This is a genomic window from Paroceanicella profunda (assembly GCF_005887635.2).
In the GTDB taxonomy this organism is placed as follows: Bacteria; Pseudomonadota; Alphaproteobacteria; order Rhodobacterales; family Rhodobacteraceae; genus Paroceanicella; species Paroceanicella profunda.
In genome coordinates this window covers 759,248-782,047 of the sequence record NZ_CP040818.1, presented here as the reverse complement: position 1 = coordinate 782,047, position 22,800 = coordinate 759,248, and the positions used below count along the sequence as shown (strand labels likewise).

The 22,800-nt window shown below is 68.5% G+C and carries 20 protein-coding genes; 7 read left to right on the top strand and 13 right to left on the bottom strand.

The features are described from left to right. Window positions 1-6: 6 nt before the first annotated feature. Entirely contained in the window at window positions 7-2,046 is a 2,040-nt protein-coding gene (locus FDP22_RS03480) for a M10 family metallopeptidase (RefSeq protein WP_138577477.1), read from the bottom strand. A 200-nt stretch (window positions 2,047-2,246) separates the two neighbouring features. Between FDP22_RS03480 and FDP22_RS03475 the strand changes: the two genes are divergently transcribed. Next, window positions 2,247-2,981: a GntR family transcriptional regulator gene (locus FDP22_RS03475; RefSeq protein ID WP_170317581.1), complete on the top strand. Its 735-nt coding sequence runs from the start codon at window positions 2,247-2,249 to the stop codon at window positions 2,979-2,981. 49 nt (window positions 2,982-3,030) lie between these two features. Here the strand turns inward: FDP22_RS03475 and ilvD are convergent, their stop codons facing one another. Continuing rightward, window positions 3,031-4,863 (bottom strand): dihydroxy-acid dehydratase, encoded by a 1,833-nt coding sequence (ilvD, locus tag FDP22_RS03470; protein WP_138577481.1) that lies wholly within the window; start codon window positions 4,861-4,863, stop codon window positions 3,031-3,033. A gap of 267 nt (window positions 4,864-5,130) precedes the next feature. Here ilvD and FDP22_RS03465 point away from each other — a divergent pair, with 267 nt between their 5' ends. Further along, window positions 5,131-5,694, top strand: a complete 564-nt coding sequence (locus FDP22_RS03465) for a DUF4189 domain-containing protein (RefSeq protein WP_138577483.1) — start codon at window positions 5,131-5,133, stop codon at window positions 5,692-5,694. An 81-nt stretch (window positions 5,695-5,775) separates the two neighbouring features. Here the strand turns inward: FDP22_RS03465 and clpA are convergent, their stop codons facing one another. The 3 genes from clpA to FDP22_RS24400 form a co-directional block, all read right to left on the bottom strand. Next, complete coding sequence (gene clpA / locus FDP22_RS03460; RefSeq protein ID WP_138577485.1) at window positions 5,776-8,097, bottom strand: ATP-dependent Clp protease ATP-binding subunit ClpA; 2,322 nt, start codon at window positions 8,095-8,097, stop codon at window positions 5,776-5,778. 233 nt (window positions 8,098-8,330) lie between these two features. Then, complete coding sequence (gene clpS, locus FDP22_RS03455; RefSeq protein ID WP_239031918.1) at window positions 8,331-8,654, bottom strand: ATP-dependent Clp protease adapter ClpS; 324 nt, start codon at window positions 8,652-8,654, stop codon at window positions 8,331-8,333. 178 nt (window positions 8,655-8,832) lie between these two features. Next, window positions 8,833-9,261, bottom strand: a complete 429-nt coding sequence (locus FDP22_RS24400; protein ID WP_170317580.1) for a phasin family protein — start codon at window positions 9,259-9,261, stop codon at window positions 8,833-8,835. Window positions 9,262-9,615: 354 nt separating this feature from the next. Between FDP22_RS24400 and FDP22_RS03445 the strand changes: the two genes are divergently transcribed. Continuing rightward, window positions 9,616-10,974 (top strand): serine hydrolase, encoded by a 1,359-nt coding sequence (locus FDP22_RS03445; protein WP_138577489.1) that lies wholly within the window; start codon window positions 9,616-9,618, stop codon window positions 10,972-10,974. 105 nt (window positions 10,975-11,079) lie between these two features. On the opposite strand, the gene FDP22_RS03440 is transcribed toward FDP22_RS03445, so the two are convergent. From FDP22_RS03440 to FDP22_RS03405, 8 genes are all read right to left on the bottom strand, one after another. Then, on the bottom strand, window positions 11,080-11,892 hold the full coding sequence (locus tag FDP22_RS03440) for a division plane positioning ATPase MipZ (RefSeq protein ID WP_138577491.1): 813 nt from the start codon (window positions 11,890-11,892) through the stop codon (window positions 11,080-11,082). 118 nt (window positions 11,893-12,010) lie between these two features. Continuing rightward, window positions 12,011-13,048, bottom strand: coding sequence for a dihydroorotase (gene pyrC, locus FDP22_RS03435; protein ID WP_138577493.1), 1,038 nt, complete (start codon window positions 13,046-13,048; stop codon window positions 12,011-12,013). Window positions 13,049-13,613: 565 nt separating this feature from the next. Beyond that, window positions 13,614-15,083 (bottom strand): carnitine 3-dehydrogenase, encoded by a 1,470-nt coding sequence (locus FDP22_RS03430; protein WP_430225846.1) that lies wholly within the window; start codon window positions 15,081-15,083, stop codon window positions 13,614-13,616. Window positions 15,084-15,099: 16 nt separating this feature from the next. After that, window positions 15,100-15,438, bottom strand: coding sequence for a hypothetical protein (locus FDP22_RS03425; RefSeq protein WP_138577497.1), 339 nt, complete (start codon window positions 15,436-15,438; stop codon window positions 15,100-15,102). Between the two features lie 4 nt (window positions 15,439-15,442). Continuing rightward, window positions 15,443-16,186, bottom strand: coding sequence for a Stf0 family sulfotransferase (locus tag FDP22_RS03420; protein WP_170317579.1), 744 nt, complete (start codon window positions 16,184-16,186; stop codon window positions 15,443-15,445). Between the two features lie 104 nt (window positions 16,187-16,290). Beyond that, window positions 16,291-17,202, bottom strand: a complete 912-nt coding sequence (gene bcoG / locus FDP22_RS03415; RefSeq protein WP_138577501.1) for a 3-dehydrocarnitine:acetyl-CoA trimethylamine transferase BcoG — start codon at window positions 17,200-17,202, stop codon at window positions 16,291-16,293. A 10-nt stretch (window positions 17,203-17,212) separates the two neighbouring features. Further along, window positions 17,213-18,160: an agmatinase gene (gene speB, locus FDP22_RS03410; protein ID WP_138577503.1), complete on the bottom strand. Its 948-nt coding sequence runs from the start codon at window positions 18,158-18,160 to the stop codon at window positions 17,213-17,215. Window positions 18,161-18,290: 130 nt separating this feature from the next. Beyond that, on the bottom strand, window positions 18,291-19,199 hold the full coding sequence (locus tag FDP22_RS03405) for a diacylglycerol/lipid kinase family protein (protein WP_170317578.1): 909 nt from the start codon (window positions 19,197-19,199) through the stop codon (window positions 18,291-18,293). Between the two features lie 106 nt (window positions 19,200-19,305). On the opposite strand from FDP22_RS03405, the gene FDP22_RS03400 reads away from it, so the two are divergent. From FDP22_RS03400 to FDP22_RS03385, 4 genes are all read left to right on the top strand, one after another. After that, window positions 19,306-20,046 (top strand): SDR family oxidoreductase, encoded by a 741-nt coding sequence (locus FDP22_RS03400; RefSeq protein WP_138577507.1) that lies wholly within the window; start codon window positions 19,306-19,308, stop codon window positions 20,044-20,046. Between the two features lie 46 nt (window positions 20,047-20,092). Further along, entirely contained in the window at window positions 20,093-20,935 is an 843-nt protein-coding gene (locus FDP22_RS03395; protein ID WP_138577509.1) for a fumarylacetoacetate hydrolase family protein, read from the top strand. Between the two features lie 518 nt (window positions 20,936-21,453). After that, window positions 21,454-22,293, top strand: coding sequence for a formate/nitrite transporter family protein (locus FDP22_RS03390; protein ID WP_138577511.1), 840 nt, complete (start codon window positions 21,454-21,456; stop codon window positions 22,291-22,293). 69 nt (window positions 22,294-22,362) lie between these two features. Next, entirely contained in the window at window positions 22,363-22,797 is a 435-nt protein-coding gene (locus FDP22_RS03385) for a YqfO family protein (RefSeq protein WP_138577513.1), read from the top strand. The last annotated feature ends 3 nt before the right edge of the window (window positions 22,798-22,800 follow it).

The following is a 22,800-nucleotide window of genomic DNA, read 5'->3' as shown; positions in this document are numbered from 1 at the left end:
GCGGGCTCAGCCCACTTCTGGCAGGATGAAATGCTCGGGCGTGAGGTCGTCGGCGGTCACGCCGGCCAGGCGCAAGGTGCCGTGAAGCCCGTGCAGGATCACGCCGCCGGCGTTCTCGGTGATCTCGAGATCCTCCAGGGTGGCACCGTCCACGCGCAGGTCGATATGGTCCAGCGTGGGGTCGAAATCGCGCACGAGGTCGATGCCGTCGCCGGTGCCGAGCACGAAAGTGTCCGCGCCGTCGCCGCCGATGAGAAGGTCGCCGTCCGAGCCGCCGATCAGCCGGTCATTGCCGGCATCGCCGGACATGCGGTCGCGCCCCTCGCCGCCGGTGATGATGTCGTTGCCATCGCCGCCGAACAGCCGGTCCCAGTCCGCGCCGCCGTCGATGCGGTCCCGGCCCTCGTCACCGGCCACGAGATCGCGGCCGTCGTTGCCGCTGAGGGAATCGTCATCGGCGCCGCCGAACACGAGGTCGTCGCCGGAGCCGCCGACGATGTCGTCCTCGCCGCTGCCGCCCAGCAGCAGGTCCCGCTCGGCGCCGCCCTCCAGCACGTCGTCGCCGGCATCGCCGCGGATGCGATCCTTGCCCGCGCCGCCGAACACCCGGTCCGCGTCGTCGCCCGCGATGATGAGGTCGTTGCCGTCGCCGCCGGTGATGTAGTCCCGGCCCTGACCGCCATAGAGGCGGTCCGCGCCGGTCATCCCGGTGAGATCGTCGTTGCCGGCGCCGCCGTAGAGCCCGTCATTGCCTTCGCCGCCGTGCAGGATGTCGCGATCGCTGCCGCCGATCAGGCGGTCGTTTCCGGCGCCGCCGAACAGCGAGTCGCGGCCGGCCATGCCGTTGAGGATGTTGGCGGCCTCGTTGCCCCAGACCTGGTCGTTCCCCCGGCCGCCGATGGCGTTCTCGATCAGGCCGCGGCCGTCTCCGCCGATGTCGAGCGCGTTGAACACGTGGCCGCGGGCGTAATGGCCGTCGCCGAGATAGGCGCGTTGCGCGGAGCCGCCCCGGTCAAGGTCGGCATACTGGCCGGGGCTGAGGTCCACCGCGAGATCGGTGCTGTAGCCGGAGAAATCGTAGGTGTCCCTGCCGCCGCCGTCCCAGACGGTGCGGAAGATCCGGTTCGCGCCGGGCATGCCCTGGCCCTCGCCGTCGATGAACATCTCGCCGGTGGCCTGGTTGAACCGGTAGTGGGTGTTGCCGGCGTTGGTGGTGTAATCGGCGCCATACATGGTCTGCAGCGCGGCGATGTCATAGATCATGAGGGACTGGGCGTAGCCCCAGGTCTCGTTCGAATAGCCGCCCTGCAGCGGGTCGTTCTGGTAGGACCGGTAGGTCATCACCGAGTATTCCATGGAATCCCAGGTGGCGAGCATGGTGGTGCTGTTTCCCGCCCCGCCGCTGTGGCCGTGCTTCAGGCCGATGGCATGGCCGATCTCGTGGATGAAGGTGTGATAGGCGTAGTTTCCGGATTGCGGTGCGGCGTAGACATCGGTGTCCGCCCAGTCCGGCACGCCGTTGTGCACCCAGACATCGCCGCCTTCCTCCGCCGCGGAGGGGTAGTAGGCATAGGCGGTGGTCGGGTCGTCGCTCAGGGCGAAGCGCATGTCGGCCGAGCCCGCCGAGGCGCCGGTGCTTTCCACGAAACTCAGCCCGCAGACGGCGTCATACTGGTCGAGAATGGCGCGGACGACGGCGCTCTGCTGCGTTCCGAACGCGGCGAAGTCGAGGGCTTGCGGGCTGCCGGAGTAGCTGGCCGAATAGGCGTCCGCCGAGTCCGGAAACGAGAAGGTCAGCTGTGTCCCGGCCCATTTCAGCCCGGAGAGCAACCCGTCGATGTTGTTTCCGGAGAGGCCGACCACCTGATAGTCCGCCGTGCCCTGCTGCGCGTCGCGCGCGGGGGAGCCGGCATCTCCGGCATCCGCCGACCAGTCCCGGACCGTTGCGCCATCGCCGCCGTCATCCAGCGCCTGCTCGGCGCACCCCGGACAGTGACACGAAAAATATCCTGACAGATGAGATACATCCTGCGAAGGACTCGCCATCCCCACACCCCTTCATTCGCATGGCGGCCCCCCGCCATGGCAAAACCCAAGCTTCCCGTCTCCAAGGTAGGGGGAAGGGGATTAAGGCAGCGTGAAGAGCCGCGGCCGCCCGCGCAGCAGGCGGCACATCCGGGATTGCCTTTGCCCCTGCGTGGGTTACCTAGAGTGGAAGTCCCTTTCCGAAAGGAATGCCCCCCTTGATGACCACACAGTCGGAGCAGATCACCGAGCAGTTGCGTCAGATGCTGTTCGAAGGGGCGTTCGAGCCGGGAAGCCGCTTGCAGGAAATCGCGCTGGCAAGCCGGCTGGAGGTATCGCGCACCCCGGTGCGCCTCGCGCTCGCCGCACTCGCGCAGGAGGGGTTGCTGGTCTACAAGCCCCAGCGCGGCTTTCTCGTCCGGGCCTTCAGCCTGGAGGAGATCGTCGATGCCATCCGGGTGCGGGGCGAGCTGGAGGCCATGGCCTGCCGGCTGCTGGCCGAGCGCGCGGAACCGGCGGTGGCGGTGTTCGAGAGCCTCGCGGCCAACGTGGAGGCCATGGCGGGGCTGCTGAACGGCGGGCGGATTTCCTCGGCGGACCGGATGCGCTTCCTCGACCTCAACACCGCCTTCCACGACGCGATCCTGGAGGCGAGCGGCAACGAGACCCTCGTCACCCTGTCACGGCAGATTGCGCGGATGCCGATGGCCGGGCCGGCCGGCATGGGGCCGGTGGTGCAGCGGCTGGAGGGGGTGGAAGCGGTGTTCGAGGCTTCGGTGCGCGAGCATGGCGGCATCCTGGACGCGCTGGTCGCCCGGCAATCCTCGCGCGCGCAGGCGCAGATGCGCGAGCATCTCTACGGGCTGAGCGAATCCGTGCGGCTCTACCTCGACCGCCTGCGCGACACCCGGGGCCACAGCGCACGGCCGTTCCTGCGACTGATCTCCGGCTTCTGAGGCCGCAACGGCGCGCGGAAGGGCCCCGGGCGGGGCCCTTCCGGCAGGCTTACGGCAGGATGCGCACGGCCCCCTTCGCAGCGGAACTGGCGAAGGCGGCGTAGGCGCGCAGCGCCTTGCTCACCTGCCGGGTGCGCTGCTCTTGCGGGGTCCAGGGCAGCGGGCCCTTGGCGGCGCGGCGCGCGTCGAGCACCTCCTCGCTCACCGCGAGGCGGATGCTGCGGCCGGGAATGTCGATCTCGATCCGGTCCCCGGTCTCGACGAGGCCGATGATGCCGCCCTCCGCCGCTTCCGGCGAGACGTGGCCGATGGAGAGGCCCGAGGTGCCGCCCGAGAAGCGCCCGTCCGTCAGCAGGGCGCAGGCCTTGCCCAACCCCTTCGACTTCAGGTAGCTCGTGGGGTAGAGCATCTCCTGCATGCCCGGGCCGCCCTGCGGGCCCTCGTAGCGGATCACCACCACGTCTCCCGCCTTCACCTTGCCGGTGAGGATGCCGCTCACGGCGCTGTCCTGGCTCTCGAACACGATGGCCGGGCCGGCGAACTGCAGGATGCTCGCATCCACGCCCGCGGTCTTCACGATGCAGCCCTCGAGCGCGATGTTGCCCGAAAGCACGGCCAGGCCGCCGTCCTTCGAATAGGCGTTGTCGGCGGAGCGCACGGTGCCGGACTTGCGGTCCAGATCGAGCTCCTTGTAGCGATTCGACTGTGAAAACGCGACCTTGGTGCGCACGCCGCCGGGGGCGGCGCGGTAGAAGTCCTGCACGTCCGGGGTGTTGGTCACGGTCACGTCCCAGCGCGCCAGCGCCTCGCCGAGGCTGGGCGCGTGCACGGTGGCGCAATCGTCGTGGATCAGCCCGGCGCGGTTCAGCTCTCCCAAGATGGCCATGATGCCGCCGGCGCGGTGGACGTCCTCCATGTGGACGTTGGCCACCGAGGGGGCCACCTTGCACAGCACCGGCACCCCGCGCGACAGCCGGTCGATGTCCTCCATCGTGAAGGGCACTTCGCCCTCATGGGCGGCGGCGAGCAGGTGGAGCACGGTGTTGGTGGACCCGCCCATCGAGATGTCGAGGGTCATCGCGTTCTCGAAGGCGTTGAAATTCGCGATCTCGCGCGGCAGCAGGCCCGGCTCGTCGATCTCGTAATGGCGGCGGGTGATGTCCACGATCAGCCGGCCGGCCTCCTCGAACAGGCGCTGGCGGTCCGAATGGGTGGCGAGCACCGAGCCGTTGCCGGGCAGCGCGAGGCCGAGCGCCTCGGTCAAACAGTTCATCGAGTTGGCGGTGAACATGCCGGAGCAGGAGCCGCAGGTGGGGCAGGCGGAGCGCTCGATCGCATCGACCTCGGCATCCGAGCGGGCGTCATCCGCGGCGGCGACCATGGCGTCCACCAGATCGACCTTCATCTCTAGGTCGTCGATGGTGACCTTGCCGGCCTCCATCGGCCCGCCGGACACGAAGACCACCGGGATGTTCAGCCGCATCGCGGCCATCAGCATGCCGGGGGTGATCTTGTCGCAGTTGGAGATGCACACCATCGCGTCGGCGCAATGGGCGTTGACCATGTATTCCACGCTGTCGGCGATGATCTCGCGCGAAGGCAGCGAGTAGAGCATGCCGTCATGGCCCATCGCGATGCCGTCATCCACGGCGATGGTGTTGAATTCCTTGGCCACACCGCCGGCCTTCTCGATCTCGCGGGCCACGAGCTGGCCGAGATCCTTCAGGTGGACGTGGCCGGGCACGAACTCGGTGAACGAGTTCACCACCGCGATGATCGGCTTGCCGAAATCCTCGTCGGTCATTCCGGTGGCGCGCCAGAGGCCACGCGCACCGGCCATGTTCCGCCCGTGGGTGGAACGGCGTGAACGGTACAGGGGCATGGGTCATCTCCTCAGGGCTTGTTTTGCCCGCTGATAGCATGGCCGTGCCGGCATGGCCAGCGCACAGCCGCATGGGGCGTGGCGGGCGAGGGCAAGTGACCGGTCGGTCGTATTCGGCTATCCTGATCCAGGTTCTTCAGAATGAGGGTTGGAATGGCGAAACATGTCGGTACGATCTTGTTGATCGTTGCTTCAATTGGTCTGGGCGCATGTCAGGCCCCCGGGACGGCGTCGGACGGGGCTGCCGCTGCGGTGACGGAGGCGCAGGTGCTCTCGCAGCAGTTCGACGCCTCCCTGCTGCCCTATGTCTCCGACAAGACGCGCGCGTCGCTCACGCAGAGCTGGGAGACGCTGGACGCGGACCAGCGCGCCCGATTCTTCATCGCCGTCTCGCCGAAGGGGCCGTTCGGGTCCTCCTGGGCCGGCGCGTCCTCCGCCTCGACCGATGCGGACCTGCAGCGCATCGCCCTGCAGAAATGCGAGCAGTATTCCAGGGGTGCCTGCGGGCTTGCGGTCTCGAAGGGGCGCAACATCGCTTACGCAGAGACGCCGCGCACGCTGTCCTATCCCACGACCCTCGATACGGCGGAGATCCCGTTTCTCAACACCAAGCAGCGCGGCCAGCTGGGGCTGGAATACACCGCACGGCCCTTCGCGGCTCTCGCGCTGAGCAGGACCGGCTTCTACGGCTATGTGACCGGGCGCAGCTCCGAAGCGGCGGCCCGGCGTGAGGCGATGAGCCTGTGCGAAGGCACGCCGAAGGAGCGCACCTGCTTCATCTACTCGGTCGGCACGAAAGTGGTCTTCGGCCCGGACACGAAGATCTACTGAAAGGGCCCGGGCGCTGCCCCCGGAACGAAATCGGCGGCGCCCCGGGGGGCGCCGCCGTTACACCGGTCAGGCCGTGACGGCTTATTCCGCGGTCAGAAGCGGCGGCTTGCCGGAGGCGAGCTTGCGCTTCTCGGGGCCGAGGATCTGCAGGTCCAGCTTGCCATCCTTCACGCCGATCTTCACGGTGCCGCCCTTGGCGAGCTGGCCGAACAGCAGTTCCTCGGCCAGCGGCTTCTTGATGTTCTCCTGGATCACCCGGGCCAGGGGCCGGGCGCCCATGCGGTCGTCATAGCCCTTGTCGGCCAGCCACTCGGCCGCCGGCCGGGTGAGCTCGATCATCACCGAGCGGTCGAGCAGCTGGGCTTCGAGCTGAAGCACGAACTTCTCCACCACCTGCAGGATGACCGACTTGGGCAGCGGCCCGAAGGAGATCACCGCGTCGAGCCGGTTGCGGAACTCGGGCGTGAAGGTCCGCTCGATGGCGGCCGTGTCCTCACCCTCGCGCCGGTCGCGGCCGAAGCCGATCGCGCTCTTGGCCTGCTCGGAGGCGCCCGCGTTCGAGGTCATGATCAGGACCACGTTGCGGAAGTCCACCTGCCGGCCGTTATGGTCCGTCAGCTTGCCGTGGTCCATCACCTGCAGCAGGATGTTGAACACGTCCGGATGGGCCTTCTCGATCTCGTCCAGCAGCAGCACGCAATGCGGATGCTGGTCGATACCGTCGGTCAGAAGCCCGCCCTGGTCGAAGCCGACATAGCCCGGAGGCGCGCCGATCAGCCGGCTCACCGCGTGCTTCTCCATGTACTCGGACATGTCGAAGCGGATGAGTTCCACACCCAGCGTATCCGCCAGCTGCTTTGCCACCTCGGTCTTGCCCACGCCGGTGGGGCCGGCGAAGAGGTAGTTGCCGATCGGCTTCTCCGGCTCGCGGAGCCCGGCGCGCGACAGCTTGATCGCGGAGCTGAGCGCCTCGATGGCGGCGTCCTGGCCGAAGACCACGCGTTTCAGCGAGCCCTCGAGATCGCGCAGCACCTCGGCATCGTCCTTGGAGACGGTCTTGGCCGGAATGCGGGCGATCTTGGCCACCACGTCCTCGATCTCCTTCGAGGTGATGGTCTTGCGCCGGCGGCTTTCAGGCAGCAGGTGCTGGGCCGCGCCCGCCTCGTCGATCACGTCGATCGCCTTGTCGGGCAGCTTGCGGTCATGGATGTAGCGCGACGAGAGATCCACCGCGGTGCGGATCGCGTCCGAGGTGTAGCGGATCTCGTGATGCTCCTCGAAATAGGGCTTGAGGCCCTTGAGGATCTTCACCGTGTCGTCGACCGAAGGCTCGTTCACATCGATCTTCTGGAACCGGCGGGAGAGCGCGCGATCCTTCTCGAAGTGCTGGCGATACTCCTTGTAGGTGGTCGAGCCCATGCAGCGCAGCCCGCCGTTCTGAAGCGCGGGCTTCAGCAGGTTGGAGGCGTCCATCGCCCCGCCGGAGGTGGCGCCGGCGCCGATAACCGTGTGGATCTCGTCGATGAAGAGCACCGCGTCCGGGTGGTCCTCGAGTTCCTTGACCACGGCCTTCAGCCGCTCCTCGAAGTCCCCGCGGTAGCGGGTTCCGGCGAGCAGGGCGCCCATGTCGAGCGAGTAGATGGTGGCGTTGGAGAGGATGGCGGGCGTGTCGCCCTCCACGATCTTGCGGGCCAGGCCTTCGGCGATGGCCGTCTTGCCGACGCCGGGGTCACCCACCAGCAGCGGGTTGTTCTTGCGCCTGCGGCAGAGAACCTGGATGCACCGCTCCACTTCGAGCGCACGGCCGATCAGGGGGTCTACGCCGCCCTTCTTCGACTTTTCATTCAGGTTCACGCAGTACTTGTCGAGCGCCTTCTCCCGTTTTTCCTCACCAGGGGGTGTTGCCACTTCCTCAACCTCCTCGTCGGTCCCGCGGACGGGGCGCTGTTCCCCGAAACCGGGGTTCTTGGCCACGCCGTGGGAAATGTAGTTGACGGCATCGTAGCGGGTCATGTCCTGCTCCTGCAGGAAATAAGCCGCGTGGCTCTCGCGTTCCGCGAAGATCGCGACGAGCACGTTGGCCCCGGTCACTTCCGTGCGACCGGAACTCTGCACATGGATGGCGGCGCGCTGGATCACGCGCTGGAACCCGGTGGTGGGCGCCGCCTCCGACTTGTCGAGCTCCGAGACGAGAGCATCCAGCTCCTCGTCCACGAAGCGGGTGAGTGTCCTTCGCAATTCATCGAGGTCCACGCCACAGGCCTTCATCACCCGGGCGGCATCCGGATCGTCGATGAGCGACAGGAGGAGGTGTTCGAGTGTAGCAAGTTCATGCCGGCGGCTGTTGGCGAGTGCCAGCGCGTTATGGATTGCGGCTTCGAGGGTTTTCGAGAATGACGGCATCAGATGCTCCCTTACCGAAGGCTATGCGCTGCCCGAACATGCCCCGTGAGCATCGAACGGTCCCGGCATCATAGGATTGCATCATTAAATCTTGGTTTTGTCAGCCCCCGTTCAAGGCTCATTCCTCGCAGTCGCGAAAAATGTGATCCGGTAATGACAAAACCCGCTGCCCCGAGGGGGCCGCGGCCGATGGCTGCCCAGTAAAGTGGCGGTCGTGCTGCCCCGGCGGGCAGTTATTCCTTTTCCATGGTGCACTGGAGCGGGTGCTGGTTGCGCCGCGCGTAGTCCATCACCTGAGTCACCTTGGTCTCGGCGATCTCGAACGAGAACACGCCGACGACCGCGACTCCCTTCCTGTGCACGGTCAGCATGAGGTCCACCGCATGCTGGTTCGTGATGCCGAAGAACCGCTCGAGCACATGCACGACGAATTCCATCGGCGTGTAGTCGTCGTTCAGCAGCATCACCTTGTAGAGCGGCGGCCGCTGCGACTTCGATTTCGCGCGCGGCGCCAGGACGGTGTCCGTCCCGCGGCCCGGCGGCGGGTCCTCGGCCATCGCCCTCGCGGAGGCCATCGTGAGAGAGGCCATGATGTGGGGCTCCATGATGTCGGTCAATCTTCCGGTCATGATCCTCACCATTCCGAATCTCGAACCGTGAATATATGCTGGAGTCACAAAGTGAAAAGGGGGCGCGTGCCCCCTTTTCGTGTCGAACTCGCAGGAATGGACGCCTTCAGGCCGAGAAGCCCTTGAACACCTCGGTCGCGGCGGTGAAGCGCGCGCCCACGGGCTCCATGGCCGACTTGGCGGCGGCCATGTACATCTCGTTCATCTTCACCGACTGCTTCATGAAGTCGTCGACGGAAGATTTCGCGAAATCGGCCTGCTTCTCGAACAGTTCGGAAACGGTCTTCGAAGAGGCGAAGTCCTTCGCGGCCGCAACGGTCGATTCGAAGGATTTCTTCGAGTAGCTCATGAACTCCGCGTTCAGGCCCTCGAAGGCCTTGGAGGCAATCTCGGTGGACTTCATCATCGCGTCGACGGTGTCCTGGTTGAAGGCGGTTGCAGTCTCGAAGCCCTTGGCGAGCTTCTCCATCTGCGCGGTCATGGCCTTCTGGCCGTCGGCCGCGAAGCTCTCCACCTTGCTGGTAGCTTCTTTCATCGCGTCAGTGGTATCCTTGATAACGTCAGGCTTGGCGGTTGCCATGGTCGCTTCTCCGGTTTCAGTCTGACGGCATGCGCGTGCCGCGGGTTTGTGGCGTAGGCTGAAAATAGACAATTTGCTGCGTTGCGTCAATGGCCCGTGTTGCAGTGCAACATAGGTATGCGCCCCGCTGGCATGAGCGGCGCTGTCAGGCCCTGTTGCGCTGCACGAAAGCGCCGGGACGGGCCTGCTCCACCAAACCGGATTGCATTGCACGTTCAATGTGGTACCGTGCGATTTAAACATAAAAAATGAATGAGAGCGGTCAAATCCGCCCGAGAGGCAGAAACGAGTAATCATCGGAGTTCGCCGATGTCACGTATCCTTACTCGCGGTCTCACGACCGTGATGCTCTTCCTTGCACTGACCGGCACCACCCTCGCCGCGCCTTTCGCCGCCATCGTCATCGATGCGCGGGACGGGCGAGTGCTGTACTCCGACAATGCCGATGCGCGGCTCCACCCCGCATCGCTCACGAAGATGATGACACTATATCTTGTGTTCGAGGCGGTGGCAAAAGGCCAGCTGTCGCTCGATCAGAAGGTGAAGGTCTCCAGCAACGCGGCCTCCGAGCCGCCGTCGCATCTCGGTCTGCGCACCGGCGAACGCATCTCGGTGCGCGACCTGATTCGCGCCGCGGCGGTGAAATCGGCGAATGACGCGGCCACCGCACTGGGCGAGGCCGTCGGCGGGTCCGAGGCCGAATTCGCCAAGATGATGACGGCGAAGGCCGCTACCTTCGGCATGCACAATACCAACTTCCGCAATGCCAACGGCCTCACGCAGACGAATCACTATTCCTCCGCGCGGGACATGGCGATCCTCGGCCGGCATCTTCTGTACGATTATCCGCAATATTATAATCTGTTCAGCCGCAAATCGACGGTGACGGACGGAAAGACCGTCTACAACACCAACCGCCGCCTGCTGTCGAGCTATCGCGGCGCGGACGGGATCAAGACCGGCTACACCAACGCGGCGGGCTACAACCTCGTCGCCTCGGCGGAGCGGGGCAACGAGCGGGTGATCGCGGTGGTCTTCGGCGGGCGCAGCTCGCGGGCGCGCAACGCCAAGGTGGCGGAACTGCTCGACCTCGGGTTCAGCAAGGCCCCGGCGATGGTCGCGGTGGTCAAGCCCGCCATCGGCCGGAACCCGGGCGTGCGCGAGACCGATGCTCCGCGGCCCCGCGGCGACGTGCCGGACGGTATTCTGACCGCCTCCCTCAAGGCGATCGAGGATGCCGTGGTGCCCAGTGCCGCCGCCTCCACCCCCGATCCGGCGATGATCCGCGTGTCGGCCTACGCGCCCAAGACCGTCTCCTCTCCCAGGGCGCGCCCGGGCAGCGCCCGGTCCCTGCCGGCCATGCAGTCGCGCTCCATCGCGGCCGTGGTCGAGGCCCGGCCGCCGCTGGCGCGGGACTCCGCGGCGGAAGCCTGGACAGTGCAGCTCGGGGCGTTCAAGGACCGTACCTATGCGGTGAACGTGCTCGCCAAGGCCACCCGGCAGGGCGCGCCGGCGCTGCAGGGCGCCAAGGGATCGGTCGAGAAGGCAACGGTGAAGGGGCTCACGCTCTACCGTGCCAGGCTCTCCGGCAACAGCCCGGTCTCGGCCGAGGAAGCCTGCGCGCACCTGCGTGCGATGAACCAGGTCTGCCGCCCGGTCTCCGACTGACCGGGCCTGCCAGGCCGCACAAGCGAAAACGCCGCCCGGACCCGGGCGGCGTTTTTCATTGGGGCCGGGCGGTGGCTGCCGGCGGGTGCGGCCCGCGCCGAACGCTCAGGCGATGACGGTCACGCCCGGCAGGTTCAGCGCGCGCATCAGCTCGCGCACTTCCTGGCGCGCGGCGATCTTGGACATGGAGAGGCCCTGTCCGCCGCCGGCCTCCTTCAGGTCCAGCAGGGTGAGGCCGGAGAGGAACAGCTCGCGGAACACCACGCGCTCCGAGAAGCCCGGCACGATGCGGAAGCCGATGCGCTTGGAGAGGTCTTCCATCGCGCTGCCCACCCGGCGCTTGTTCTTCGCCTCCAGCATGGAGACGCGGTTGCGCAGCACCACCCAGTCCACCGGCGTCAGTCCGGCGCGGGCGCGGAGCTGCCGGCTTTTCCACACCATCTCGGAATAGATGGAGGGGCCGAGCACGCGGCCGTCCGCCGGGTCCACCCGGGCGAGCAGGTCGAAGTCCACCAGGCTGTCGTTCATCGGGGTGATCAGCGTGTCGGCGGCGGCATGGGCCATCTGCGAGTAGCGGGTGTGGGCGCCGGGGCAATCGATGATGACGAAGTCGCAGGTGCGGTCCATCTCGTTGAGCGCCTCGGCGAAGCGCTCCTCCTCCTCGGCCTTCGCGGCGGCGACGCTGTCGAGCTTGGAGGCTTCCAACCGGATCTGATGCGGCATCACGAGATTGATCGCGCGCCGCTGCATGTAGGCGGCGCGGTTCTCGAGGTAGCGGAAGAAGCTGCGCTGGCGCAGGTCGAGGTCGATGGCGCCCACGCGCTGCCCGGAGCGCGCCAGCGCCACGAACATGTGCATCGAGGTCGTGGATTTCCCCGACCCGCCCTTCTCATTTCCCAGAACTATCAGATGCGCCAAGGCTTTCCCCGAGTTGCTGATTCGGTTGGATAGCGGATCGGGCGCGCGCTTTGAAGCGTGTTGATCACGGCACCGTTCTCCGGTGCGTGATCCGCCGCGCGCGCCTCTGCCCGCCCGCTCAGTCGACCACCCGCCAGTGCAGCGGGAAGCCCGGGTCGAAAACCGTCACCGGCCCTGCGCCGGTCTCGATGCGCGGAGGGAAGGCCACCGGCGTAGCGCCGCGGCGCAGCGTGATCCGCGCTTCGTTCGGCGCCAGACCGTAGAAGGCCGGGCCGTTGAGCGAGGCGAAGGCCTCCAGCCGGTCCAGCGCGCCGTCCTCTTCGAACACATGCGCGAGGCAGGACATGGTGTTGGTGGCCGAGAACACCCCGGCGCAGCCGCAGCCGCATTCCTTCGCCGGGTCCACGTGCGGCGCGCTGTCGGTGCCGAGGAAGAAGCGCGCGTCGCCGGAGGTGGCGGCGGCGCGCAGCGCCAGCCGGTGCCGCTCGCGCTTGACCACCGGCAGGCAGTAGTAATGCGGGCGGATGCCGCCCACCAGCAGGTGGTTGCGGTTCAGGATCAGGTGATGCGTGGTGATGGTGGCGGCGATGGTGCCGCCGGAGCCCGTCACGTAGTCGATGCCGTCCGATGTGGTGACATGCTCCATCACCACCTTCAGCTCCGGCAGGTCGCGGCGCAGCGGCGCGAGCACGCGCTCGATGAACACCGCCTCGCGGTCGAAGATGTCCACCTCCGGGTCCACCACCTCGCCATGCACGCAGAGCGGCAGGCCGATCTCCGCCATCGTCTCCAGCACGCCGCGCACGCGGGCGAAGTCCCGCACGCCGGCGTGGGAATTGGTGGTGGCGCCGGCGGGATAGAGCTTCACCGCGCGCACCAGGCCCGAGGCGGCGGCGGCGGCCACGTCCTGCGGCTCGGTATCCTCGGTGAGATAGAGGGTCATCAGCGGCTCGAAATCCTGGCCATCGGGCAGGGCGGCCAGGATGCGCTCGCGGTAGGCGGCGGCCTCGGCGCCGGTCACCACCGGCGGCACGAGGTTGGGCATGATGATGGCGCGGGCGAAGTCGCGGCTCTCGGGCAGCACGCCGCGCAGCATCTCGCCGTCGCGCAGGTGCAGGTGCCAGTCATCCGGGCGGCGGAGGGTGATGTCGGTCATCGGGAGGTCTTTCCGGGCTTTGTCGCGTCGCCCCATCCCTAGCGCAGCCCCCGCAGCGTGGGTAGCGCAAACCGCGCCGCGCGCGCCGGGAAGCACGATCCCTGTACGGCTGTGGCCGCGATGCCCTGTGGCCGGCGCCCGTCCATGCCCCCTCGGGAAGGGTCACACCGCCCCGAAGCGTGACCGCCCGGGCGAGAGGGCGCCATGCGTCGGCGCGGGCCGGCCTGCACGCCTGCCGCGCAGGGCCGGATGCCGAACGGGGCGCAACGCCCGTGCCCTTGGCTGCCCGGCTGCGTGGCAGGTGCGGCCGAAGGCGGGGAGGGAGACGGGAATTGCGCCCCGGGGAAATCCCCCTTGGCACAGGGCATTGGGGGCGATGCCGTCGGGTGCGCGACGGTACGGCGGGTGAGCGCGTGGGAAGGACCGCGCCGGAGACCGCGGCTGAGGCGGTCTCCTCCCGCCCGGCGGGGGGCGGGCCCGTGTCGGTGGGGCGTTGCACGGCTGGCGCGGCCGCCGGAGGGAGCGCGCCGGAGACTGCCGCCGCGGGCAATCTCCGGCGGCCCGGTCAGCGCGGCTGGCCGACGGCGCGGCCCACGCCCTCGGGAACCGGCAGCTCCGCGTGCTGCGCGGCGATCCGGCCGAGAAGCTCGGCCACATGGCTGCCCGGTTCGCTCGCCGAGCGCGTGCCGAGGTTCACGTGCAGCAGCATGTGCTCGCCGGTGGCGAGCAGGTGGCCGTCGCCGTGGCGGAACTGGTGGAACAGCCGCAGCTTCTTGCCCTTGCCCTCCAGCACCCGGGTCTCCACCCGCACCGGCTCCCCGGCGCGCACCTCGTCGAGGTGGCGCAGGTGGCTTTCCACGGTGAAGTAGCTGCCGCCGGCCTGCACGTAGGCGGCGTCCACCCCGATCAGGCGCAGGAAGGCGTCGGTGGCGTCGGCGAACACCTGCAGGTAGCGGGCCTCGTTCATGTGACCGTTGTAGTCGGTCCAGTCCGCGGCCACGCGGCCGGTGAAGGTCCGGATGGGGCGGCTCGTGTCCGGATCGGGATCACCGGTCTGCGCGCCGAGGTCGAACAGCCGCTTCTCGTGCTCGGCCAGGATGCGGCCCGCGCCCCAGTCCTGCGCCTTCAGGGCCTGCAGGATGGCGACGAGATTGTCGTCGCGAATCCGCTCCAGCGCGCGCACCGGATACGCGCCGGACTGGGCGTCGGACTGCTCGGCGATGCGGTTCACCAACTCGGGCGTGAGCTCGGGCACGTCGGTGAGCTTGGTCCAGGGCCAGGCGAGGCAGGGGCCGAACTGCTCGATGAAGTGCTTCATCCCCGCCTCGCCCCCGGCGATGCGGTAGGTCTCGAACAGGCCCATCTGCGCCCAGCGCAGCCCGAAGCCGTAGCGGATGGCGTCGTCCAGCTCCTCGGTGGTGCAGATCTCGTCGTTGATCAGCCACAGGCCCTCGCGCCATACCGCCTCCAGCAGGCGGTCGGCGATGAAGGCGGGGATCTCCTTCCTGATGTGCAGGGGCTTCATGCCCAGCCGCTCGTAGAAGGCGCAGGCGGCCGCGATCACGCCCGGCTCCGTCCGCGCGCCGCCCACGATTTCCACCAGCGGCAGCAGGTAGACCGGGTTGAACGGGTGCGCCACGATCAGCCGCCCGGGGTGCGCCATCTCCGCCTGCAGGTCGGTGGGCAGGATGCCGGAGGTGGAGGAGGCGATGGTCGCCGTGGTGTTCGCCGCCTCGATCTCGGCGTAGATGCGGCGCTTGAGGTCCATGCGCTCGGGCACGGCCTCCACGATGAAGGGCTTGCCGGCCACCGCCTCGGCCACCGTGGCCGCGTGGTGCACCTTGCCCTTCTTCGGGCGCGGCGCGAGGGTGAGCCGGCCATAGGCGTGGTCGGCATTCGCGAGGATCTCGCCCAGCTTGCGCGGCGTCTCCGGATCGGGGTCGTAGAGGCTGACGTTCACGCCGTTCTCCACCAGCCGGGCCACCCAGCCCGCGCCGATGACCCCGGCGCCGATCACCGCAACCTCGCTCAAAATCGTCATTCCGTTCTCCTCAGAGGATGTTCGCGGCGGCAAGGCCGGTGAGGCCGCCGGCGCAGATCAGAAAGATGCCGGCCTCGATCCACAGGGACCGGGGGCGGGGCTGGCCGGCCCGCTCGGCGGCCAGGCTCAGCAGGCGTGCCGAGGCCCCGGCCAGCGCCATGATCGCCGCGACGATGGCGAGCCCGGTGCTCATGCCGCGGCCCATCGCGTCCGTGGCCGTCACGGCGTCCCAGGCCATCATCCCCGCCGGCACCAGCGCCGCGAGGGTGAGGAACCCCAGCCCCCGCCAGGTGCGCGCCAGCGGCGGCAGCACGAAGATGAGGGCGAGGCAGAGCGCAATCACGGGCACCGGATCACCCCTCCGCCGGGGCGGCGCTGCCGGCGCCGTGCACGGCCTCGAAGGCGGCGCGGGCAGCCTCGAGCTCGGGGGTGTCGACGATCTTCTCCGTGCGCGTGGCCCGCTCCGCCGGGCGCGACAGGTCGAGCCCGGCGTGGCGGGAGATCGCGGCGAAGCAGGCCTCCGGCTCGGCCAGGTAGTCCTCGTAGACGATGTGAAGCGGGGCGATGCCGCAGCGCGCCACGGTCCGCGCGAAGAAGGCGTCATCGGCGGCGATGCGGCCCATCTCCTCGTGCAGCGTGGCCGGGGTGATCTCGGTGGTCACCGGCGGGCGCTGGCGCAGCGGGCCGCCGCTCTGCCGGTGGTGATACACCCCGGTGGCGCGGGCGCGGAGCCGGGAATAGGCCTGCGCGAACCGGTCCCGCCGCGAGATCCAAAGCCAGGTGACCGGGTCGAACCGGCGCTCGATCCCCGACAGGAAGTCCGCGGCCAGCCCGGCCCTGTCCCCCGCGTCCAGCAGGGAGAGCGCGCGCCTCGGCGCGTCGAGATAGGCGCCGAACCCCTCGAACTGCCCGATCATCACCTTGGCGCCGAAGCAATCGTCGCACATGCCCTGGGCGAAGAAATCCGGCAGGGGGGCGTCCGGCGCGGCGCGCAGCAGCGGCAGCAGGTGCTCGTCCGGCCGGCCCATGCGCCCGGTGGCGGCGATATCCTCGGTGATCAGCGTCGAGCCGCAGCGTTGCGAGGCGAGGATGATCACGGCCCGGACGCCCGGATAGGCGCCCGGAGGCCTGGCTCGCGCAAGGCGCCGGGCGGGGCTTTCGCCCCCGCTCGCCGTCGCCCGGCGCCTGAGCCAGCGGGGTATCACGCCGGCATCCGCTTCGTGAGGCCCAGCCGCTCGCGCACCGCCTCGGGCCCGATCACCTTCGCGCCGAGGCTCTCGATGATCAGCTTCGCCCGCTCCACGAGCTGGGCATTGGTGGCGAGCTGGCCGCGACCCAGCATCAGGTTGTCCTCCAGCCCCACGCGCACGTTGCCGCCCGCGAGCACCGAGGCTGCCACAAAGGGCATCTGGTTGCGCCCCAGGCTGAAGGCGGACCAGGTCCAGTCCGAGGGCACGTTGTTGACCATGGCCATGAAGGTGTTCAGGTCGTCCGGCGCGCCCCAGGGCACGCCCATGCACAGCTGCACGAGCGCCGGGCTCTTCAGCACACGCTCCTCCACAAGCTGCTTGGCAAACCACAGGTGGCCGGTGTCGAAGGCCTCGATCTCGGGCTTCACGCCCAGCTCGGTCATCATTGCGCCCATGGCGCGCAGCATGCCCGGCGTGTTGGTCATCACGTAATCGGCCTCGGCGAAGTTCATCGTGCCGCAGTCCAGCGTGCAGATCTCCGGCAGGCACTCGGCCACGTGGCGCACGCGCTCGGAGGCGCCGGCCATGTCGGTGGCGGCCTCGTTCACCGGCAGGGGCCGCTCGGTGGGGCCGAAGACGATGTCGCCGCCCATGCCGGCGGTGAGGTTCAGCACCACGTCGGTGGAGGAGGCGCGGATCAGCTCCGTCACCTTGCGAAACAGCGCCGGATCGCGCGAGGGGGCGCCGGTCTGAGGGTCGCGCACGTGGCAATGCACCACCGCGGCGCCGGCCTGGGCGGCGGCGATGGCGCTTTCGGCGATCTGCTCGGGGCTGCGCGGCACGTGCGGGCTGCGGTCCTGCGTGGCGCCGGAGCCGGTGACGGCACAGGTGATGAAGACCTCGCGGTTCATGGAGAGCGGCATTGGGTTTCCTTCAGCGGTGGTGGAGCACGCGCCCGATGGTGTTCATCAGGAGCTGTGCGGCGAGCGTAGTCGTCAGCCCGGCGTGGTCATGGTCGGGGGCGACCTCCACGAGGTCGATCCCGACCACATCGCAACGCTTCGCGATGCCGTCCAGCAGCTCCAGCCCCTCGTAATAGGTGAAGCCGCCGTGGCTGGGCGTGCCGGTGCCCGGGGCGATGGAGGGGTCGAACCCGTCGATGTCGATGGTGAGATACACGCGCCCCGCGGGGATGCGCTCCAGCACCGCCTCCACCCCGAGGCTGCGCACCTGGCGCACGGAGAGGATGTCGGAGCCGCGGGCGCGGGCGTCCTCGTAGCCCTCCTTCGCGGTGGAGGAGACATTGCGGATGCCGAGCTGGGTGAGCCCGCTCACCCAGGGCTTCTCCGCTGCGCGGCGCATCGGGTTGCCGTGGCCCCGGGTGACGCCGTGGCGGATGTCCACGAAGTCGAGATGCGCGTCGAGCTGCACGATGTGGAAGGGCTCGGCGCCCTCGAAGGCCTCGATGCAGGGGATGTTCACCGAGTGGTCGCCCCCCAGCACCACCGGCAGCGCGCCGGCGGCCAGGATGGCGCGCACCCCGGCGGCGATGGCCGCGTGGCTGCCGAGCGTGTCGGTGTGGATGATGTCGGCATCGCCGATGTCCACGATGCGCACCTTTCCCTGCTCGAGATAGGTGATGTCGTCCTCATGGTCATAGGCGCCGCCATGGCCGAAGGAGAACAGGGTGGAGGCCTCGCGGATGCCGCGCGGCCCCTGCCGGGCGCCGGCGCGCCACTGGGTGCCGGCATCGTAGGGCGCGCCGAGGATGGCGACATCTGCGTCGATGGTGCTCCAGTCCTCCACGTAGGGGTACTTCCCGAAGGTGCAGATGCCGGTGAAGGGCAGGTTCAGCCGGCCGGTCTCGTAGGCGTTGCTCATGGCTGTCCTCCTGCGCGGGCTTGCGGGCGGCCCGCCCCGGCCGGAGGGCCGGGGGAGCGTGCGCGCGGAGCATCTGCGGGCAGGAAGGCAGGGTCAAGCCCCTGTTGGCGCGGGGCCGCCGCTGCCGGCCTCAGGCCGCGGGCACGTTCGGGTAGAGCACCTGCAGCGCGCCGGGATGGATGCGGAACTCCGCCCGGGGCGACATCGGCACCAGCTCGCCGTCGATGACGAAATTCGCCCGCTCCGGCAGGGTGGGAAACTCCAGCGCCACGCGGTCGGTCAGCGTTTCCTCCAGGTCGCGGTTCGAGCGCCAGGTGCCGAACAGCATGTCCGCGGTGAGGCGGATCAGCGGGCCGGGCCGCAGGGGCCGCGTGGTGTAGACTCCGAGAACCCCGCCGTCGGCCCGCTCGGCGAAGGGCAGCGGGCTGTCGCCGTAGCGGTTGTTGGAGATGGAGACGGAGAGCAGGTTCATCTGCGTCGTCTCCCCGTCGAGCGTGATGCGGACGGGAAAGCGCGGCGGGTCGGCGATGGCGTGGAACAGCGCCCCCACCGAGGCGCGGATCTTGCCGAACTTGGACTGGAAGGGCCGCTCGTTGCGCACCCGCACGAAGCGCGGATGCAGGCCGACGGACACCTGGTGCACGAAGGTCCGGTCATCCACCGTGCCGATGTCCGCGGGGCCGACATGTCCCTGCGCCAGCGCGGCCACGGCGTCGTTCAGCTCCAGCGGGATCTTCAGCACCCGGGCGAACATGTTCATGGTGCCGGCGGGCAGGATGCCCAGCGGCTTGCCGTTGCGAAAGGCGATGGCGGCGGCGGCGGAGACCGTGCCGTCGCCGCCGCCGGCCAGCATCACGTCATGCCCGGAGGCGGAGGAGGCCTCGTCGAGGGCGCCGATCAGCTCCGGCCCGGAGACGATCCGCGCGTCCAGGTCATGGCCCGCGCGGGCGAACACCTCCCGCGTCGCCTCGGCGAAGGCGGGCATGTCCAGCGTACGGAAGGTGCCGCCGTCACGGTTCAGGATGGCGATGACTTTCAAGCGCGTTCTCCGGTCTCGCAAAGCGTTCCGCATACATAATCTGACCGCCGAGGATTTCGATAGATGGAGGATTGCAAAGGCAAAATCCCCGGCTAGGATGCTGCCCATGAAACGACTTCAGAACAAGATCTGCCTCACCACGGCTGCCGGGGCGGGGATCGGGAGGGCGACTGCCCTGCGCTTCCACGCGGAAGGCGCGAAGGTCATTGCGACCGACATCAACGAAGAGGCTCTCGCCAGCCTCGCCGCCGAGGCGCCCGGGATCGACACCCGCCGCCTCGACGTCATGGACGCCGACGCCATCGCCGCGCTCATCGCGGATATCGGCGCGGTGGACGTGCTGTTCAACTGTGCGGGCTTCGTTGACGGGGGCACCATCCTCGACTGCGACGACCGGGCGTGGGACTTCTCCTTCGAGCTCAACGTGCGCTCGCAGTACCGCATGATGAAGGCGGTGCTGCCGGGCATGCTGGCCAAGGGCAAGGGGAGCATCGTGAACATCTCCTCGGTCGCCGGCGCTGTCACCGGGCCGCCCAACCGCTTCGTGTACTCGGCCACCAAGGCCGCGGTGGCGGGGATGACGAAATCCGTCGCCGCCGATTTCGTGAAGCAGGGCATCCGCTGCAACGCCATTGCGCCCGGCACGGTCGAAAGCCCGTCGCTGGACGACCGCATGCGCGCCCAGGGCGACTATGACGCGGCCCGCGCCGCGTTCATCGCACGCCAGCCCATGGGGCGGCTGGGCCAGCCGGACGAGATCGCGGCGCTCGCGACCTATCTCGCCTCCGACGAGGCGGGCTTCACCACCGGCCAGGTCCATGTCATCGACGGCGGCTGGTGCACCTGAGCGCAGCGCCGTCGGCAACGACTCAAGATTGAAGGGAGACAACCCCATGAAATTCCTCCGCTATGGCGAGCAGGGCGAGGAGAAGCCCGGCCTTCTCGACTCCGAGGGCCACATCCGTGACCTCTCCGGCAAGGTGTCCGACCTCTCCGGCGCCGTGCTGGCCGACCTCGCCGCGCTGAAGGACATCGACGTGTCCAGCCTGCCGATCGTGTCGGGCAACCCGCGCCTGGGCCCCTGCGTCACCGGCACCGGCAAGTTCATGTGCATCGGCCTGAACTACTCCGACCATGCCGCCGAAACCGGCGCCACCGTGCCCTCCGAACCGGTGCTGTTCATGAAGGCCACCTCGGCCATCTGCGGGCCGAACGACCCGATCATCGTGCCGCGCGGCTCCGAGAAGACCGACTGGGAGGTCGAGCTGGGCGTGGTGATCGGCAAGGCCGGCAAGTACATCGCCGAGGATGACGCCATGTCCCATGTGGCGGGCTTCTGCACCATCAACGACGTGTCCGAGCGCGCCTTCCAGGCCGAGCGCGAGGGCCAGTGGACCAAGGGCAAGTCCTGCGACAACTTCGGCCAGACCGGCCCCTGGCTGGTCACCCCCGACGAGGCGGGCGACTACGACAACCTCAAGATGTGGTGCAAGGTCAACGGCAAGACCATGCAGGACGGCTCCACAGCCACCATGGTCTACAAGGTGCCGTTCCTCATCCATTACCTCAGCCAGTTCTTCACCCTGCACCCGGGCGACATCATCTCCACCGGCACTCCTCCGGGCGTCGGCCTCGGCATGAAGCCGCCGCAGTTCCTCAAGGCGGGCGACGTGGTGGAGCTTGGCATCGAGGGCCTCGGCGAGCAGCGCCAGGACGTGATCACCGACCCGGCCTGAGCCGGCCGGCAGCGAGACAAGGGGGCGCGCTCCGGCCGGAGCGCGCCCTTTTTCGTGGTCGGGGTCAGCATCGCGGCAGGGCGCTCCGTGGAATTGCTCAATAAACAGGCACGAAACTGTTTCGGCGGGTCTGATGCGCAGATATCGGGCATGAAGGCTTGACGTTCTGCTCGCGATTCGGTTAACAAGCTTTTACCGCAACGGTTTACCGAGCCGCGGCGGGTGCGAAGCCGGCAGCGTTGTCGGTGGCTGCAGGTCGGGGGCACGGGCCCCGGATCGTGATCGGTTTCCGAAAGTCCGACCGGGGAGGTCCCCCGGCGCCGACGTATACCCACCGGGGTCTGCGCCAGCGCCGGGATAACAACCGGCCGGGCCCGCGAGACCGACTGCCGGCGCAGCAGCGCCATCCCTTCAAGACAACGGACAACGGCGTCCCCCTTCCGAACAGCCCTCGAACCCGGGCCCGGAGGCGGACGCCTTTTTCATGACCCCACACCCCAGACACGGAGACGCCGCACATGTCCTACGTCACGCCCGCGAATTTCGTCGGAAAGATGGTCGATGCCGGGGAAGCCAAGCTGCAGATGGCCCCGCGCGACGCGCTGATCCGCGCCTACATGGCCGGGGCCATCCTGGCCCTCGCCGCGGTCTTCGCCGTCACCGTCACGGTGCAGACCGGGGTGCCCATCGTCGGCGCCATCCTGTTCCCGGTCGGCTTCTGCATGCTCTACCTGATGGGCTACGACCTGCTTACCGGCGTGTTCATGCTCACCCCGCTCGCGCTGATCGACGGCCGCCCGGGCGTCACCCTGCCGCGCATCCTGCGCCACTGGGGCATCGTGTTCCTGGGCAATTTCGCCGGGGCGCTCACCGTGGCGGTGATGATGGCGGTGGTGTTCACCTACGGCTTCTCGGCGGCGCCGGACGCGGTGGGCCAGAAGATCGCCGGCATCGGCGAGGCCCGCACCGTGGGCTACAAGGAATACGGTGCCGCCGGCATGCTCACCATCTTCATCCGCGGCGTGCTGTGCAACTGGATGGTCTCCACCGGCGTGGTGGGCGCGATGATGTCGAACTCGGTCTCCGGCAAGGTGATCGCGATGTGGATGCCGATCATGCTGTTCTTCGCCATGGCCTTCGAGCATTCGGTGGTGAACATGTTCCTGTTCCCCTCGGGCCTGATCATGGGCGGTGACTTCTCGATCATGGATTACCTGATCTGGAACGAGATCCCCACGGTTCTGGGCAACCTGGTGGGCGGGCTCGCCTTCACCGGCCTGATGCTCTACGCCACCCACGGCCGCACCGCCGAGGCCCGGCCCCTCGTGCCCGCCGCCCCGGCCGTGCCGGCCGAGTGACCCGGCGGTGTTCCTTTCCGGCGCCCCGGGCGATAGGCTTCGCCCGGGTCAACGGAGAGGGACAGGCCGATGGATGTGACAGCAAGCGGCAGATTCACCTGCGAGGCCGGCCACCGGGTGCATGTGCAGGTGCCGGCTTCGCGCGCCGAGGCGCTTCTGGCGGAGGTGCTGCGCCACGCTGACCTGAAATGGGGCGATTATGATCGCGTGCATTTCGCCAGCGCGCCGGGTGTGCAGGGCTTCCGCTCGCTGCCCGGCGGGCGCAACCCGGCCACGGCGGAGGGGATGACGGTGGCGTGCACCGAGCTCTCCTTCTTCCTGCCGGACAGGCCGGGGCTGCTTGAGGCGGTGCTGCACGGGCTCTACCACGCCCATCCCTATGAGGAGCCGGTGATCTTCGTGACCCCGGCGACCCGGACCCTGCATGTCCGCGGACAGGACGAGGACAACCCGAACCGCTTCTGGAACCGCCCCACCGAGGATTGGGTGCCGCCCTTGGGCTGACCC